The sequence below is a fragment of the Polyangium spumosum genome, from assembly GCF_009649845.1.
Taxonomy (GTDB): domain Bacteria; phylum Myxococcota_A; class Polyangia; order Polyangiales; family Polyangiaceae; genus Polyangium; species Polyangium spumosum.
Genome location: NZ_WJIE01000022.1, coordinates 86,757 through 103,307, shown reverse-complemented (window position 1 = coordinate 103,307; position 16,551 = coordinate 86,757). Strand labels below are relative to the sequence as shown.

General features: G+C 69.4%; 8 protein-coding genes. 5 read left to right on the top strand and 3 right to left on the bottom strand.

Annotation, left to right across the window (positions count from 1 at the left end; all coding sequences use genetic code 11):
* Positions 1–7: 7 nt before the first annotated feature.
* A complete protein-coding gene (locus GF068_RS39425; RefSeq protein WP_153824707.1) occupies positions 8–274 on the bottom strand; it encodes a phosphopantetheine-binding protein in 267 nt (88 codons plus the stop codon).
* A gap of 89 nt (positions 275–363) precedes the next feature.
* Here GF068_RS39425 and GF068_RS39420 point away from each other — a divergent pair, with 89 nt between their 5' ends.
* Positions 364–768: an Mpo1-like protein gene (locus tag GF068_RS39420; RefSeq protein ID WP_153824706.1), complete on the top strand. Its 405-nt coding sequence runs from the start codon at positions 364–366 to the stop codon at positions 766–768.
* 133 nt (positions 769–901) lie between these two features.
* Positions 902–1,024, top strand: coding sequence for a hypothetical protein (locus GF068_RS46680; RefSeq protein WP_275939339.1), 123 nt, complete (start codon positions 902–904; stop codon positions 1,022–1,024).
* A gap of 84 nt (positions 1,025–1,108) precedes the next feature.
* On the opposite strand, the gene GF068_RS45840 is transcribed toward GF068_RS46680, so the two are convergent.
* Both GF068_RS45840 and GF068_RS39350 read right to left on the bottom strand, forming a co-directional pair.
* A complete protein-coding gene (locus tag GF068_RS45840; RefSeq protein WP_240808084.1) occupies positions 1,109–8,725 on the bottom strand; it encodes a proprotein convertase P-domain-containing protein in 7,617 nt (2,538 codons plus the stop codon).
* 241 nt (positions 8,726–8,966) lie between these two features.
* Complete coding sequence (locus GF068_RS39350; protein WP_153824705.1) at positions 8,967–9,653, bottom strand: hypothetical protein; 687 nt, start codon at positions 9,651–9,653, stop codon at positions 8,967–8,969.
* A gap of 87 nt (positions 9,654–9,740) precedes the next feature.
* Between GF068_RS39350 and GF068_RS39345 the strand changes: the two genes are divergently transcribed.
* From GF068_RS39345 to GF068_RS39335, 3 genes are all read left to right on the top strand, one after another.
* Positions 9,741–11,117: a right-handed parallel beta-helix repeat-containing protein gene (locus GF068_RS39345; protein ID WP_153824704.1), complete on the top strand. Its 1,377-nt coding sequence runs from the start codon at positions 9,741–9,743 to the stop codon at positions 11,115–11,117.
* 95 nt (positions 11,118–11,212) lie between these two features.
* On the top strand, positions 11,213–13,573 hold the full coding sequence (locus GF068_RS39340) for a hypothetical protein (protein WP_153824703.1): 2,361 nt from the start codon (positions 11,213–11,215) through the stop codon (positions 13,571–13,573).
* A 194-nt stretch (positions 13,574–13,767) separates the two neighbouring features.
* Positions 13,768–16,521, top strand: a complete 2,754-nt coding sequence (locus GF068_RS39335) for a beta-propeller fold lactonase family protein (RefSeq protein ID WP_153824702.1) — start codon at positions 13,768–13,770, stop codon at positions 16,519–16,521.
* Positions 16,522–16,551: the final 30 nt, after the last annotated feature.

Below are 16,551 nucleotides of genomic sequence, written 5' to 3'. Positions count from 1 at the left end.
ACGCCCGTCAGGCCGCGGCCTTCGCGCGCACGATGTGATCGGCGAGCGCGTTGACCGAAGCGAAGATGCTGCGGGCCTCGTCTCCCTCGGGGACACGCACGCCGAACTTCTCCTCCACGGACATGGCGAGCTGCAAGGCGTCGAGCGAGTCGAGCCCGAGCCCCTCGCCGAAGAGCGGCGCCGCGTCGTCGATGTCCGCCGGCTCCTTCCCCTCGAGGTTGAGCTCGGCGACCATGAGTTCCTTGAGTGTTTGCCGCACGTTCGCAGGATCCATGGGAGTTTTGCGTCCAGGTAGCACGAATCCGTGCCGCGTCGAAAGGTGGATCGGGGTGAACTCCTGTACGACGTGGTAGAACACCACGCATGTCGACGAAGGACATCCAGAGCTTCGAGGAATTCTGGCCGTTTTACGTGCGCGAGCACAGCAAGAAGGCGACGCGCACCTTCCACTTCGTGGGGACCACGGCGGCGGGGCTCACGCTGCTCGCGGCGATCGCGCTGCGCCGCCCGGCCCTCGTCCCGGCGGCGCTGGTGGCCGGCTACGGCCCCGCGTGGATCTCGCACTTCTTCATCGAGAAGAACAAACCCGCGAGCTTCAAGTACCCGCTCTGGTCCTTCGCGGCCGACTGGGTGATGTGGAGCAAGATCCTCAAGGGCGAGATGGACGCCGAGGTCGAGCGGGTGACGGCGAGCAACGGGCAGAGCCACGACGAGGAGGCCACGTCGGGTTATGTGCACCATCAGGCGGGCACGAACGGGGTGAACTGACGTCGCGGGCAAGGTCGGCGACCTCGTGGGCGTGGTCGATCGACCTTGCGGGCGTGGTCGGCGACCTCGTGGGCGTGGTCGGCGACCTCGTGGGCATGGTCGATCGACCTCGTGGGCATGGTCGATCGACCTCGTGGACGTGGTCGGCGACCTCGTGGACGTGGTCGGCGACCTCGTGGACGTGGTCCTCGACCTCGTGGACGTGGTCGGCGACCTCGTCGGCATGGTCCATGGACCTCGCGGACGTGCTCGATGACCTCGTGGACAGGGTCCATGGACCTCGCGGGCAAGGTCGTCAACCTCGCGGACAGGGTCCATGGACCTCGCGGACAGGGTCGGCTCAGTTCCCGCACATGGCGATGGTCCAGGACTTCAACACGCCGCCCCAGGGGGTGGTGCTGTCCGTGACCCGCAGCGTCCAGGCGCCCTTCGACGATTGGCCGTGGACGTTCCCGAGGGGACCCTGCGGCTGGTACCGGCCACGGTAGGGGGCGGTGCCCGCCGTGATGGCCGTCGGCGCGGCGGGGTCGAAGATCGTCGACACGTATTCGTCGGCGTCCCCGCCGTTGCCCGAGACCAGCGTCACCGTCGTCGCCGCCGGGGTGATGAGCGAAATGCCGACGTCGCTGAGACGCGTATGGCTGATCGCGTTGACCACGACGACGGCCCGGCTCACCACGTACGAGTCCGCGAGCTGGATGACGCTCTGGGCGCCGGGCGGCCCCGCGGCGTCGGGGATGAGGAGCGGGCCGTCCGTGGACGTCTGGATGAAGGTCACCTGCCCCGGAGGGCACGAGAACTCGAGCTGGCAGGCGGCGGAGCAGCCGTCGCCGCTCGTCGTATTGGCGTCGTCGCACGTCTCGCCGGGCTCGACGTGGCCATTGCCGCAGATCGTCGGGACGCTCGGGTCGACGCAGAGCGCGAGGCTCCATGAATCGAGCGTGCCCGCCGTCCCGTATACGCCGTCGGCGATTCGCAGGCGCCAGACACCCGCCGCGGCCTGGTTGGCGAAGCCCGACGCGTCCGAGATCGTCTGCGCGGGCCTGTAGGTGCCGGTGAACGGCGGCGCGCCCGAGGAGATGTGCTTCGCCGCGTCATCGCTGAAGCTCGTCGCCTTGTAGTTGGAGCCATAGTTGCCCACGCTGAGCAGGCGCTGCACGCCGTACGGCGAATCGAGGTAGACGTCGAGGTGGTTCGTCGCTCCGTGCGTGATGTTGATCGTGGGGATCACCCTGCGCACGATGCCCGCCTTGCCGACGTGGATCGCGCTGAACACGCCCGTCTCGTTGCCGTCCGGGATCGGTGTCGCCGTGTTGTTCGTCACGAGGACCGGCACCTCGCCGGCGCCGCACGAGATGTCGGGCAAACACGAGGCCGAGCAGCCGTCGCCCGAGATCACGTTGTTGTCGTCGCACGACTCGCCCGCGTCGATGTTCCCGTCGCCGCAGCCATTCGTGACCTGACAGGCGTTGGAGCAGGCGTCGTTGTTGACGGTATTCGCGTCGTCGCACTCCTCGCCGGCTTGCAGGACACCATCGCCGCAAAGGCTCGTGGTGTCGACGCAGAGGCCGAGCGTCCAGCCGTTCATCGTGCCGGTGTTGGTCGCGGCGTCGTCGCGAACTTGCAGCGTCCACGTGCCCGCCGCGTTCGTCTGGGAGAAGTCCACGTTCGGATCGACCGAGAGCGAGGCCTCGGGCCGGAACGTCCCGCTGAAGGGCGCCGATCCATAATTGATGGCCCCGGCGGCGGCGTCGTCATCGAAGATCGTCGAGAGGTAATCGTCGTTCACGCTGCCGTTGTCGTCGGAGAGGTTCCGGACCAACCCGGTCGGACCGAGGAGCTGGATGTCGAGGTCGGCGTCGTTCGGGTGCGTGATGCCGGTGATGAGGACGACGGCCTTCTTCACGGCGCCGGCCGTCGCGACGGTCACGGGGAAATTGTTGAACGTGTTGTCGTCGGAGATCGGGCCGGGCGTGTCGCTCGACACGAGGACCGGCGTTTGACCGGCGGCGCAGTCGATCTCGAGCTGGCACGTCGACGAGCAGCCGTCCCCCGAGGCGACGTTGCCGTCGTCGCACAGCTCGCCGGCGTCGAGGTTCCCGTCGCCGCAGCCGTCGTTCAACTGGCACCGGTTGTTGCAGAGGTCGCCGTCGTCGAAATCGTCGTCGTCACACTCCTCGCCGGCGTCGACGACGCCGTTGCCGCAATACGCGGCGGTGTCGAGGCACAGGATCAGGCGCCAGCTATCGAGCGTGCCGACGTCCGCCGGCGTCGCGTCCCGCACCCGGAGGTTCCAGGTGCCAAACGCGTTCTGATCGGTGAAGTCCATCCCGGGGGACTTCGAGAGGGATTGCCCGGGCCGGAACCGCCCATTGAAGGGCGCCGTGGCGCCGAAGAAGTTCTTCGTCGCGTCGTCGTCGAAGATCGTCGACCGGTAGTTCTCCTGCGTCCCGAAGGTGGTATCGGACAGGCTGCGGATCGTGCCGAGGGGTGATACCAGCGCGACCCCCAGGTTCGACACCTTCGTGTGCGTGATGCCTCCGACGATCGCGAGGACCTTCTTCACGGCGCCTTCCGTCGTGACGCTCACGGGGGAGTAGATGTAGGTATTCGTATCGGGGATGGGCAGGACCGTGTCGTCCGCGAGGACGATCGGGGTCAACCCGGGGTCGCAGGCGAACTCGAGCTGGCACGTCGACGAGCACTCGTCGCCCGAGGCGAGGTTGCCGTCGTCGCACAGCTCGCCCGGGTCGACGTTCCCGTCGCCGCAGCCATTCGCGACCTCGCACCGGTTGGAGCAGAAGTCGTCGTCGACGGTATTGCCGTCATCACACTCCTCGCCGGGCCCGGTGCTCCCGTCTCCGCAGGCCACGTCGACGCAGAGCGCGAGCGTCCACCGGTTGAAGGTGCCGGCATAACCAGCCAGGTCGTCCCGCACCTCGAGCGCCCATGTCCCCGTGGCGTTCTGGTGGAGGAAGTCGACCCCCGGCGTCGTCGACAACGATTGCTCCGGCCTGTAACGACCGCTGTAGGGAGGGGTCGCGAAGGAGCTGGTGATGAGCGTGCCGTACGTGTCCCCGAAGAAGGTCGAGATGTAGTTGTCGCCGGTGGCGCCGTTGTCGTCGGAGAGGATACGGACCGTGCCGCTCGGCCCACGGAGCTGGATGTCCAGGTCGGCGGTCTGCGTGTGCACGATGCTCCCGATGACGGCGATCACCTTCGTCACGCTTCCTTCCGCGGCCACGGTCACGGGGAAACTCGCGAAGGTGTTGTTGTCGGGGATCGGCGCCGACGCGCCGTTGGTCACGATGACGGGCGTCTCGCCGTCGCCGCACGTGATCTCGACCTCGCAGGACGGCGAACAAGCGTCCCCCGGCGCGGCGTTGCCGTCGTCGCATTGCTCCCCGGGGTCGATGTTGCCGTCGCCGCACCCGTCGTTCGCCGCGCAGGCGCGGGTGCAGGCGTCGACGTTGCTGGTATTGCCGTCGTCGCACTCCTCGCCGGGCTCCTTGACGCCATTGCCGCAATAAATGGCGGTGTCGAGGCAGAGCCCCAGGGTCCAGCGCTCCATGGTGCCGGTCGTCCCGGACGCGTTGTCCGTCACGCCGAGGTACCAGGAGCCGAGCGCGTTTTGACCGAGGAAATCGGTCCCGGCCGTCTCGGAGAGCGTCTGGGCGGGGCGGAAGCGGCCCGTGAACGGCGCGCCGCCGGCCGTGATGGGCAGCGGGGCCTCGTCGTGGAAGAGGGTCGCGACGTAGTCGTCGCCCAGGCCGCCGAGGTTGCTCGACAACGTGCGGACCGTCGAGAGCGGCGAGCTGAGGGTGAGCCTGAGCTGTCCCACGCTCGCATGGCTGATCCGGCCCACGGAGACCAGGACCTTCTTGACGGCGCCGCCGGTCGGCACGTTGACCCCGAAGGAGGTGCCGCTCGCGTCCGGGATCGCCCCGGACGAGGTGGTGCTGACGAGGACCTTCGTCTCCCCCGGCCCACATTCGAAGCCCTCGACCTGGCACGTCGACGAGCAGCCGTCGCCCGACACTTCATTGTCGTCGTCGCATTGCTCGCCGGCGTCGATGTTCCCGTCCCCGCAGCCGTCGTTCAGGGTGCAGACGCTCGAGCAGCCGTCGTTGTCGGTGACGTTCCCGTCGTCGCACTCCTCGCCGGCCTCCTGGGCCCCGTTGCCGCAATACGTCGTGGTGTCGACGCAGAGCCCCAGCGTCCAGGTGAAGATCGTCGCGCTGCCCCCGTAGATATACTGGTTTCTCACCTGGAGGTTCCAGGTGCCGGCGGCGCCTTGCCCCAGAAAGTCCTTCCCGAGGAGGGACGAGAGCGACTGCTCGGGCCGGAAGTTGCCCGTGAAGGGCGGGATGCCCGCGCCGATCGAGGTGAACGCCGCGTCGTCGAGGCGCGTCGATTTGAAGTGGTCGCCCGTGCCGCCCTGGAGCAGGGACAGGTTGCGGATCGTGCCGAACGGCGATTGTAGCCGGATCTCGAGGTCCTTCGTGTCGCTCTTGGCGATGTAGCCGAGGACGGCGACGGCCTTCTCGACGGTGCCCACCGTCCCGACGTTCAGCGGGATATCGATGAACTGGGTCGTGCCCGCGGGGACGGTCTTCGACGCGGTGGTCTTGACGACGACGGGCGTCTGACCCGCGCCGCAGGGTAACTCCAGGGTGCACGTGGGCGAGCAGCCGTCACCGGCCACGCCGTTGCCGTCGTCGCACTCCTCGCCGGAGTCGTATTCACCGTCGCCGCACGCGAGCTGCCTGCAGGCGTTGTCGCACGTATCGGCGTTGTTGCGGTTTCCGTCGTCGCATTGCTCGCCCGGGTCCACCGTCCCGTTGCCGCAGTAGGTCACGGTGTCGAGGCAGAGCCCCACGGTCCAGCTCTGGAGCGCGCCGTCCGTGCCCCCATCGATGGAGATTTGCAGCTTCCAGGTGCCGAGCGGGTTCTCGTCGCGGAAGTCCGTGCCCGCCGTCATCGACAGGGTCTGCTCCGGCCGGTACGTGCCGTTCAAGGGGGCCGCGGCGCTCGTGATGGGGGTCGCCGCCGCGTCGTCGAAGATCGTCGACATGTACCCGGGCTGGTATCCGCCGTTGTCGCTCGACAGATGTCGCTTCGTGCCGACCGCCGACACGAGGTCGATGCGGAGCAAGGTGGCGAGCGGAGAGGCCGCGTTGCCGATGACGACGATGGCTTTTTTGATGGCGCCCTCGGTGGCCACGTTCATGGGGAACTGGTTCAGCGCGTTCCCTGCCTCGATGTGCGCCGGCGTTCCATTCGTGACGATGACCGGCGTTTGCCCGGCGGCGCAGGTGATCTCGGCCTGGCACGTCGCGGAGCAACCGTCCCCCGACGCGACGTTGCCGTCGTCGCATTGCTCGCCTGCATCCAGGTTTGCGTCGCCGCAGCCGTCGTTCACCGTGCACGTGTTGCTGCATGCGTCGGCGCCGTTCGTGTTCCCGTCGTCGCACTCCTCGCCGGCCTGGATCGTGCCGTCGCCGCAGTAGTTGGTGCTGCGCAGGCAAAGCGCGAGGGTCCAGGTGTTGAAGACGGCGAAATTCACCGACTGGGTGTCGCGGATCTGGAGCGTCCACGTCCCCAGGGCATTCTGATCGGAGAAGTCCGCGCCGCTCTGGGTCGAGAGCGATTGCTCGGGCTTGAAGTGGCCCTGGAACGGCGCGGCGCCGGACGTGACCGCCGTCGCGGCAGCGTCGTCGAAGAACGTCGACGTGTAATCATCACCCGTCCCGCCGTTGTGGCTCGACAGGGTCCGGATCGTGCCGAGGGGCGATTGCAGACGAATGTCGAGCTCCTGGACGTTCGTGTGCGCGAGGCTGCCGAGGACCGCGACCGCCTTCTCCACGCCGCCCGAGACCCCGACGCTGACGGGGAAGCCGTGGTACGTGTTGTCGTCCGGGACCCCGGCGGACATGGCGTTCGTCACGAGGACCTTCGACTGTCCAGCCGCGCACGTGATCTCCACCGTGCACGTCGAGGAACAACCGTCCCCCGAGTTCACGTTGTCGTCGTCGCACTCCTCGCCGAGGTCGAAGTTGCCATCGCCGCAGCCGTCGGTGTGCTGGCAGAGGCGATTGCAGGGGTCGGCGTCGTTCGTATTGCCGTCGTCGCACTCCTCGCCGGCGTCGACGATGCCGTCGCCGCAATACGATACGGGGTTCACGCAGAGCGCGAGGCTCCACGCGTGGAGCGTGCCCGCCTCCGGCGCCGCGTCGTCGGCGAGCGCGAGGTGCCAGGTCCCGAGCGCGTTCAATCGCTGGAAATCGAAGCCTCCTCCGAGGACCGTGAGGGATTGCTCGGGGCGGTACTTGCCCGTGAACGGCGCCGTGATGCTCGCCACGGACGCGTCGGCGTCGTCGTCGAACGTCGTGCGCGTGTAGTTGTCCCCGCTGAGGCCGTTGTCCGTGGAGAGCTCTCGAAGCAGCTGCTGCGGCGACACGAGCGACATGTCGATGTCCGCCACTTGAGCGTGCGTCAACGAATGCACGACGGCGATCGCCTTGGAGACGCCGCCGGTGACGTCGACGTCGACCGAGCTCGAGACCGTGGCCCCCGCGTCGGGAATCGAGAGCGGGCTCTGGTTCAGGACGACGAGCCTCGTCTCTCCGGCCGCGCACGTCAATTCGATGATGCACGCATCGCAGCCATCGCCGCTCACGGCGTTCAGGTCGTCGCACTCCTCCGGCGGGTCGACGACGCCGTTGCCGCACAGGTTGCACGTGCCCGATTGACACATCCCCGGCGAACCATCCTGCATGCAGGCCGCGCCATCCGGCATCGCCGTCCCGCCGCAGGCGCCGGCCGTGCATTGATCCGTCGCCGTGCAGGGGTCACCATCGTCGCACGCCGTGCCGTTCGGCTTGGCCGGCGTCGTGCAGGTCCCCGACATCGGATCGCACACGCCCGCGTCGTGACACGCGTCGGGGGGTGGACACACGATCGGCGCCCCCGGCAGGCAAACGCCCATCATGCACGTGTCGATCGGCGTGCACGCGTCACCATCACTGCAGGGGGTACCGTCGGCGATGTCCTGATGGATCGGCGTCCCGTCGGCGCACATCTCCGCTGTACACGCCGCGCCATCGTCGAGGGGTACATCCGCGTCGTGGGCGATGTCGACGACATGGCCTGCGCCGTCGCAGACGCGCAGGAGGCAATCGTGATCCGTCTGCGCGGCGACCGGCGTATCGGCCGCCGTGAAGCTGACGCCGCACACGCCCGCCACGCACGTCCGCGTGTTGCACTCGTCGTCCGTTCCGGGACAATCCGCGGAGCTCCCGCATCCCGTGCATTGCCCCATGTCGTCACACGCGAGCGACGACATCCCTCCTGGAGGCGTGCAACTGGTCCCGGGCGGGAGGTTCGTGTTCGACGGCGTGCCCATCACGCACGCGTCCACCGTGCACGTGCTCCCGTCGTCGGGCACGTCGGTGTCGTCGTCGTTCGCCTTGGCGCCACCATTGCCGTCGCAGACGATGACCTTGCAATCGCCGACGTTCTGCATCGGGATCGGCGTGTCCGCTGCGGTGAAGAGCATCTCGCAGGCGCCGCCTGCGCAGGCGCGCTGCTGGCACGCGTCGTCCGTGCCCGGACAATCATTGGCCACGAGGCACTCGACGCACAGGCCAATGCTGTTGCAGACGCCGTCGCCATGACACGCCTCACCCGCCGCTTTGGGGTGATGCGCCGTCGTGCCATCCGGGTTGCACACGTCGTCCGTGCAATCGTTCATGTCGTCCACGGGGACACAGGCGCCTCCGCCGGCGCCCCCCACGCCGCCGTCGCCCCCCACGCCGCCGTCGCCCCCCACGCCGCCGTCGCCCCCCACGCCGCCGGTGCCACCGATGCCGCCGGTGCCACCGATGCCGCCGGTGCCGCCGATGCCGCCGGTGCCACCCGGAGGCAAGGGCTCGTCGTCCTCGCATCCGCCGGACATGCTCAGGAAGCCGCATACGAAGAGCGCAAGTACCCAGATCCTCACCGACGTCATATCCGCTCCGTGCGCCTGACCCGTGCCTCGAGGCAGCTCTTTCAAAGTCGGGCGAGCCCGTAGTACACAAGCTCGTTGGAAGAGGGAAGACAAATTTTGCGCACGACAGACAGGCGAGACAGGACGTCGACGACCACGGGCGAGGCCTCACCCGCTGCGACGTTTCTGCGACGGATGAGGCGCGGCCTCAGGGCTGAGCCGGCCAGCCGCGGACGAAGGTCGAGAAAAACGGCAATGCGTGCGCGGAGGGGTGGGGATCGACCATCGTGTCGACGCCGCTCCGCGTGCTCGAGAACTCCCCCTCCCACACGACGGCCCCCGAGGTCGTATCGACGAGCGACACCTTCCCCGTGAGCGTGGATTCGACGGTATTGCCGCCCATGCGCCCCCCGCCGTGGACGGATTGCTCGTACTTCAGGCGCGACAGGACGAAATAACGAGCGTCGAGGGACGCCTTCAGATTGGCGAGGCGGCTCGGGTCCGTGCCGCCCTCCTCGTAGACACGCAGGAACTTGCTCTCTTCTTCGAGCGCCCCCTGCAGGGCCCGATCATGCTCGGCGTTGCTCGCGATCGGGATGTCCTGACGATTCTGCCGGGCCGCGCGGATGAACTGCGCGGCCATCAGGGCGCGCTCCCGGGGGCCCACCTTCTCGGTGTCGAACTTCACGGGCATGATCACGATCCGCCCCGTGACGAGGTCCTTGGAGGTGAACGCCGGATCCACGCGCAGGATCGTCGGCTTCCAGGCGCAGCCCGAGAGCACGCCGAGCCCGAACACGGGCATCGAGGCGATGAACATCATCGAGGCCGCGCGCTTGAGGCGGAACAGCCACCCCGAAGGCGGCGCCGGGCTTGCATCCAACATGTCGTTCACGGAAACCCCCACCCTTTCTTTCGCATGGCATGTAGCCTGCCGAACGACGCTACCCGGTACGACGGCGGGGCGTCAAGAGGACGTGTCATGCGGAAATCAAGCTTCTCGACCCTTGGAATTCTGTTCTTTCTTCATGCGTGCGGCGGCTCCGGGGCAGGGACGAGCCAAGGCAACACGACGACCGAAGGCGCGGGCGCGGGCGGCGGCGGCGCGGCCGGCGGAGGCGGGGCCGGCGGCGAGGCCGGCAGCGGGGGCGCGGGCGGCGGCGGGCCCACGTCCCTCGCGTGTGAACCACTCCCGAAGCCCGCCGGCCCCACGATCGAGGTGGACCCCTCGCAGGCCGGCGAGCTGCCCGGCATCGTCGCGGGCGCCGCGAGCGGCACGACGATCGTGCTCGCGACGGGCACGTATGCCATTCCCACGTCGCTCCCGTTCAAGACGCCCGACGTCACCCTGCGCTCGGCCACGGACAAGGCCGAAGACGTGGTGATCGACGGGGCGTACACGGTCAACGAGACGATCGTGATCACGGCGTCGAACGTCACGATCGCCCACGTGACCGTCACGCGCGCGGTCGATCACCCGATTCACGCCTATCCACCCGGGGCGGGCGTCGACGTGAAAGGGACCTTCCTGTACGGGCTGCGCCTCATCGACGGCGGCGAGCAATTCGTCAAGGTGAACCCCATCGGGGGACAGGAGGGGTATGTCGACGAGGGCCGGATCGAGTGCTCCTCGTTCGAGCTGACCGACGCAGGCCGCCCGCACGTCGAGTCCTGCTGCGGCGGCTGCTACACGGGCGGCATCGACGTCCACGCGGGGTGGAAATGGACGGTCCGGAACAACCGCTTTCAGGGGATCTACTGCGAGAGCGGGCTCGCCGAGCACGCGATCCATTTCTGGAAGGGGTCGCGCGATACGCTGGTCGAGAACAACGTGATCGTCGATTGCGCCCGCGGCATCGGCTTCGGCCTGGGGAACGGGGGAGGCCAGCGAAACTACCCGGACGACCCGCACGGAGACGCCTCGCTCGCCCATTACGACGGCATCATCCGCAACAACGTGGTCTACGGCGACATCGCCGGCTTCGACACGGGAATCGAGATCGCCGAGGCGCGCGAGCCCCGCGTCCACCACAACACGGTCATCCGCGGGCCGGGCGCTTCCGGCTTCTTCAGCGGGATCGATTATCGATTCCCCGTCACGTCGGTCATCCTCCGCAACAACCTGACGAGCCGGATCACGCAGCGAGACGGGGCGAGCGGGCAGGTCGACACGAACCTCGAGGACGTGCCCCTGTCGTTTTTCGTGAACCCCGGCGGCGCGGACTTCCACCTGACGCCCGCCGCGACGCCCGCCATCGACAAGGGGGTCCCGCTCGACGAGGCGGGCCTCGACATCGACGCCGAGCCACACACGCTGGGCGCTGGCCCGGATCTCGGCGCGGACGAGTCGAAGCCCTGACACGCGCCCTCCCCTCCCGCGGTCGCCTCGCTCCAGAGAAAATGCCTTGACAAATGCCTCCCGGATCCCCCGCTCTCCTCCGAGAGGTTTTGCCCATGCCGACCGACCCCATCCCCACCGAAACGCTCTGGCAACGTCTCTCCCAAGGCAAACACACGGCCCTCGTCGGGGCCCCGCCCCCCGAGCCGCCCGCGTCGCTCGGCGCCTGCGTCGTCCGCGTGCGTTGCGATGTCCCCCAGACGACGCTCGGTCCGCTCGCCGACGCGCGCGGCAAGCTCGAGCGCTTGCTCGGCGCGCCCCATCCGCTCTTCGCAGAGGCGCGGGATCGGGTCGTCTCCGGCCTCCGGCGCCGGCTGCTCGGCGAGATGCCCGGTCAGGCCGAAGGCGCGGAGCTCGTCGAGCTCGGCAACCGCTTCGCCGCGGAGATCGGTCGGCCCGCCGTGCTCGTGTTCGAGGCCGTCGAGGCCGCCGACGTCCCCACGCTGGAGGCGCTGCGCGCGCTTGTCCTGCGGACCGGCTGGCTGAAGCTGCCGCTCCTGCTCGCCTTCCGCGCCGAACCCACGGGCCCCGCCGCGGCCCTGCTCGAAGCGCTCGCCACGGCCGAAGGCCACGAGGCGATCGTCCGCCCCGCCGCGCCGCCCGCCGAAGCCACGCCGGCCGCGCCGCCCGCCCCCGCATTCTCGCCGCGCGTGCTGCCGCCGGACGTGCTGCGGGTCCTGCGCGCGGGAGCGACGGTGGGCTCGGGCTTCGAGGTGGGGCTCGTGTCCGCGCTCGTCGGGCAGAGCCCGCTCGACGTGCTCGACGTGTTGCAACGAGCCGCCGACCTCGGAGTGCCAATCGAGGACCAGGGCGAAGGGCGCTTTCACCTGCCCGAGCCGGTGGTCGCGGCGCTGACGAGCTCGACGCTGCCGTCGCTGGCGAACGCGTGGCACCGGATGCTCGCGTCGATGCTGAAGACCGAGGTGGAGGTCGTCACGGAGGCGCCGGCGGAGCCCGCGGTCGCGGAAGCTGCCGCTGCCGCTCCCGAAGCTGCTCCCGAAGCCGCTCCCGAGGCCACTCCCGAGGCCGACGCCGTGCCCGAGCGGCCCGCGCGTACCCCCGGCGCCCCGCCCTACGCGGAGCTCTTCGACAAAGCCGAGGCGCCCGCCCCCGAGGCCAACGCCACGCAAGCCCCGCCCGCGGAAGAAGCCCCGACCGAGGCCACGACCGCGGACGAGCCCGCACCCGCGTTCGCCTGGATCGGGAGCCCGCCGCCACCGCCGGTCGTCTCGATCCGCGCCGCGCCGCCCGAGGCGCCGCCGGCCGTGCCCGATCCCACCCCCGCACCCGCGCCACGCGGCGACGACGCCCGCGCCGCCGGGCACCTCGCCGCCGCCGGCGAGATCGAGGCCAGCGTCGAGCGTTATCGCGCCGCCGCCGAGAAGGCCGCCGCGATGGGCGCCTTCACCCAGGCCCTCGCCCACGGCAGCCGCGCCCTCGCCCTGCTCGAGAACCTCCCGCCCACGCGCGAGCGCCGCGTCCTCCGCGTCCGGCTGCTCGTCGACCTCGCCCGCCTCCAGTGGCAAGCCCCCGGCCCCGACTCCGCCTTCACCCTCCGCCGCGCCCTCTCCGCGCTCGACGCGGCGCGCGTGGCCCTCGGCGAGGGCGGCCCCGCCGAGCTGCGCACCGAGATCGCCGTCCTCATCGCGAGCGTCTGCTACGACCTCGGCGACATGCGCTCGCTCGAGCGCGCCGAGGCCGAGCTCTCCCGCGAGAGCCGCGCCCTGCTCGACGCCGGCGACGCCCTCGGCGCCGCGCGCCTGCTGAACGACCAGGCCGCCGTCTACGTCCGCATGGGCGACCCGGTGCGCGCCGTCCACCTGCTCACCGAGTCGCGCAACGTCTTCGAACAACGCGCGCCGAACGACCCCGTCGCGATCCTCGAGCTCGCCGAGACCGACCACCTGCTCGCGCGGATCCCCCTGCACGTCCCGCCGCGGCCGGGCCGCGAGGTCGACGCGCTCAACATGGGCATCGATCACGCGCTCGCGGCCGAGCGCACCTACAAACGCCTCGGCGCCGCGCGCGAGCTCGGCCGCGTCTGGGAGACGCTTGGCCGCCTGGAGCTGAAGAAGGGCCGCCTCGAGCGCGCCGCCGAGCGCCTCTCCGCCGCGCTCGAGCTCGGCCAGAAGCTCGGCGACGTCGTGGGGCTCGCGCGCTCCGCGGCCGCGATGAGCGAGGTCCTCGCCGCGGGCGGGCGCTTCCGCGACGCCTTCGGCCTGCTCGGCGACTCGATCGCGCTCAACCTGGAGAAGGGCTCGCTCATCGGCATCGCCGAGACCCGCCGCGCCTTCCAGGAGCTCTTGCGCAAAGCCCCGCGCGACCCGGGCACCGAGGAAGCCGCGCGCGCCGTCGCGACACGCCTCGCCCAGGCCGACGCGGTCCTGCCGCGGATCGAGCTGCCCGGCACGAGGTAACTCGTCAATCGTTCGTCCCGTCCCCTCCCGTCCCCTCCCCTCCCCTCGCTCCCGCCTCCCGGCATCGATATCGATGGGGTGCCGGCGGACCGATTTGCGCGGCCTCATCACCCGGAGCACATTGCAGAACGGCGTCGTGCACGCCCTCCGGCGCAGCGCCGGGGTCGGCCGGGCGACGCTCGCAAGGAAAACTGATGACCCGCTCTGAATTGCTGCGCAAAACCCTCGCGATTGCAGGGTTCGTCGTCCCCCTCGCCGCCTCCAGCGTCGCGCACGCCGCCTCGTCATACACACTCTTCGAAAGCGGTCAAGTGCGCCCCCTCGCGCTCTCGGCCGACGGCAAGCACCTCTTCGCGGTCAATACCCCGGATGGCCGTCTGGAGATCTTCCGCGTCAAAAAGAGCGGCCTGTCCCACGTCGGATCCGTGCCCGTGGGGCTCGAGCCCGTCGCCGTCGCGGCGAGGGGCGATGACGAGGTGTGGGTCGTCAATCATCTCTCGGACAGCGTCAGCGTCGTCGACGTGAGCAACCCGGCGCGCGGGCGGGTGGTGCGCACGCTGCTCGTGGGAGACGAGCCTCGTGATATCGTCTTCGGAGGGCCGAACCGCCGGCGCGCGTTCATCACGACGGCCCACCGCGGCCAGAATCGCCCGAACGATCCCCAGCTCACGACGCCCGGCGTCGGCCGCGCCGACGTCTGGGTCTTCGACGCGAATACGCCGGGCGCGCCCCTGGGCGGGACGCCGCTCACCATCGTGACCCTCTTCAGCGACACGCCGCGCGCGCTCGCCGTCTCCCCCGACGGCACGAAGGTGTATGCGGCCGCCTTCCACTCCGGCAACCGCACCACGGTCGTCAGCGATCTCCTCGTGCCCGACGGAGGCGAAGCGGAGGGCGGCGTCCCCGGGCCCAACACGAACTTCGAGGGCCTCCCGCAGCCCGAGGCCAGCATCATCGTCAAGTACAACGGCGCTCACTGGGTCGATCCCATCGGCCGCACCTGGGACGACGACGTGCGCTTCTCGCTGCCCGACGAGGACGTCTTCGTCATCGACGCCATGGCCAACCCGCCGGCACAGAAGGCGGGTTCGTCGGGGTATTACACCGGCGTCGGCACCATCCTGTACAACATGATCGTCAACCCGGTGAACGGGAAGGTCTACGTCACCAACACCGACGCGCAGAACGACAAGCGGTTCGAGGGCCCGGGGATCTTCGCGGGCGAGACGCTGCGCGGGCACCTGCACGAGAGCCGGATCACGGTGCTGGGTCCGGGCGGCGTGGCCCCGCGGCACCTCAACAAGCACATCGATTACGCGAGCTGCTGCGCGCCCCTGCCCAATACGGAGAACGAGCGGAGCCTCGCGCTCCCGCAGGGGATGGCCATCACCAGCAACGGCGCGACGCTCTACGTGGCCGCCCTGGGCTCCGCCAAGATCGGCGTCTTCGATACCGCGGCCCTGGAGAACGACACGTTCTCGCCCTCGGCGGCGGACCATATCCCCGTCTCGGGCGGGGGTCCCACGGGCATCGTGCTCGATCAAGCGCGCGGCCGCCTCTATGCGCTGACCACGTTCGACAACGCGATCTCCGTCATCGACACCGCGGCGCGCGCCGAGGTGGCCCACGTGCCGATGCACAACCCCGAGCCGCCCAGCATCACCCATGGCCGGCGGTTCCTCTACGACGCGAAATTCTCCTCCAGCCACGGGGACTCGTCCTGCGCGAGCTGCCACGTCTTCGGCGATCTCGATAACCTGGCCTGGGACCTCGGCAACCCGGACGCGGTCACCGTGACGAACCCGGGGCCCTTCCTGGTCGAGGATCCCAATAGCCCCGACTATCGCCCGCTGAAGGGCCCCATGACCACGCAAAGCCTGCGCGGCATGGCGAACCACGGCCCGATGCACTGGCGCGGCGACCGCACCGGCGGCAACGACGCCCCGTCCATCCAGCCGGACAGCGGGATCTTCGACGAGGTCGCGGCATTCAAGAAATTCAACCCCGCGTTCGTCGAGCTCCTGGGGCGCCACGCCGAGCTCTCCGAGCCGGACATGGACGCATTCACCGATTTCGTCCTGCGCATCACGTATCCGCCGAATCCGATCCGCAACCTCGACAACTCCCTCACCCCGGACCAGCAAGCAGGGCGAGACTTCTTCGTCGGCCCCCTGTCCGACGTCACGCATAGCTGCGAAGGATGCCACACCCTCGATCCCACCGGAAACCCGGGGAGCGAGGCGCCGGGTTTCTTCGGCACGATGGGCCTGAGCACCTTCGAGGGGACGCCGCAGACGATGAAGGTCCCCCATTTCCGCAACCTCTACCAGAAGGTCGGGATGTTCGGCATGGCCGAGGCGCCGGGGATCGAGCCCGGCGACAACGGGTTCATGGGAGACCAGGTCCGCGGCTTCGGGTATCTGCACGATGGCATGATCGACACGGTCTTCCGATTCATGCATTTCGGCTTCGGGGAGAGCGAGTTCAACCCCGAGGGCTTCCCCGCCGGCCCCACGGGCCAGCTCCTGCGCCGGCAGGTCGAGTCGTTCCTCCTCGCGTTCGACTCCAACATGGCGCCGATCGTCGGGCAGCAGGCGACCTTGACCCGCGCGAGCGACGCGGCCGTCCACGCCCGCATCCATCTGCTGCGCAGCCGCGCCGAGGTCGGAGAGTGTGATCTCGTCGTGAAGGGACACCTGCTCGGCAACGAAGTCGGCTACCTGTACGCTGGTGGTGGTCTCTTCACGGGCAATCGCGCGAGCTCGCCCCCGATCGCGGACGCCACGCTCCGACTCCTGTCCTTCGTGCTCGACGCGCCGCTGACCTATACCTGCACACCACCCGGCTCCGGCGAGCGCCTGGGGCTCGACCGCGACGAGGACGGGTTCCGCGACGGCGACGAACACGACGCTGGGAGCGATCCAGCGGATCCCAGCAGCACGCCTTGAGCGAGCCCGGCCGCCTGGCCGAAATGGCTT

Excerpts from the sequence above, each read along its gene's own strand:
- GF068_RS39425 (WP_153824707.1), bottom strand. The coding sequence starts at position 274 with ATGGATCCTGCGAACGTGCGGCAAACACTCAAGGAACTCATGGTCGCC.
- GF068_RS39420 (WP_153824706.1), top strand. The coding sequence starts at position 364 with ATGTCGACGAAGGACATCCAGAGCTTCGAGGAATTCTGGCCGTTTTAC.
- GF068_RS45840 (WP_240808084.1), bottom strand. The coding sequence starts at position 8,725 with ATGTCCGGCGGATGCGAGGACGACGAGCCCTTGCCTCCGGGTGGCACC.
- GF068_RS39345 (WP_153824704.1), top strand. The coding sequence starts at position 9,741 with ATGCGGAAATCAAGCTTCTCGACCCTTGGAATTCTGTTCTTTCTTCAT.
- GF068_RS39340 (WP_153824703.1), top strand. The coding sequence starts at position 11,213 with ATGCCGACCGACCCCATCCCCACCGAAACGCTCTGGCAACGTCTCTCC.
- GF068_RS39335 (WP_153824702.1), top strand. The coding sequence starts at position 13,768 with ATGACCCGCTCTGAATTGCTGCGCAAAACCCTCGCGATTGCAGGGTTC.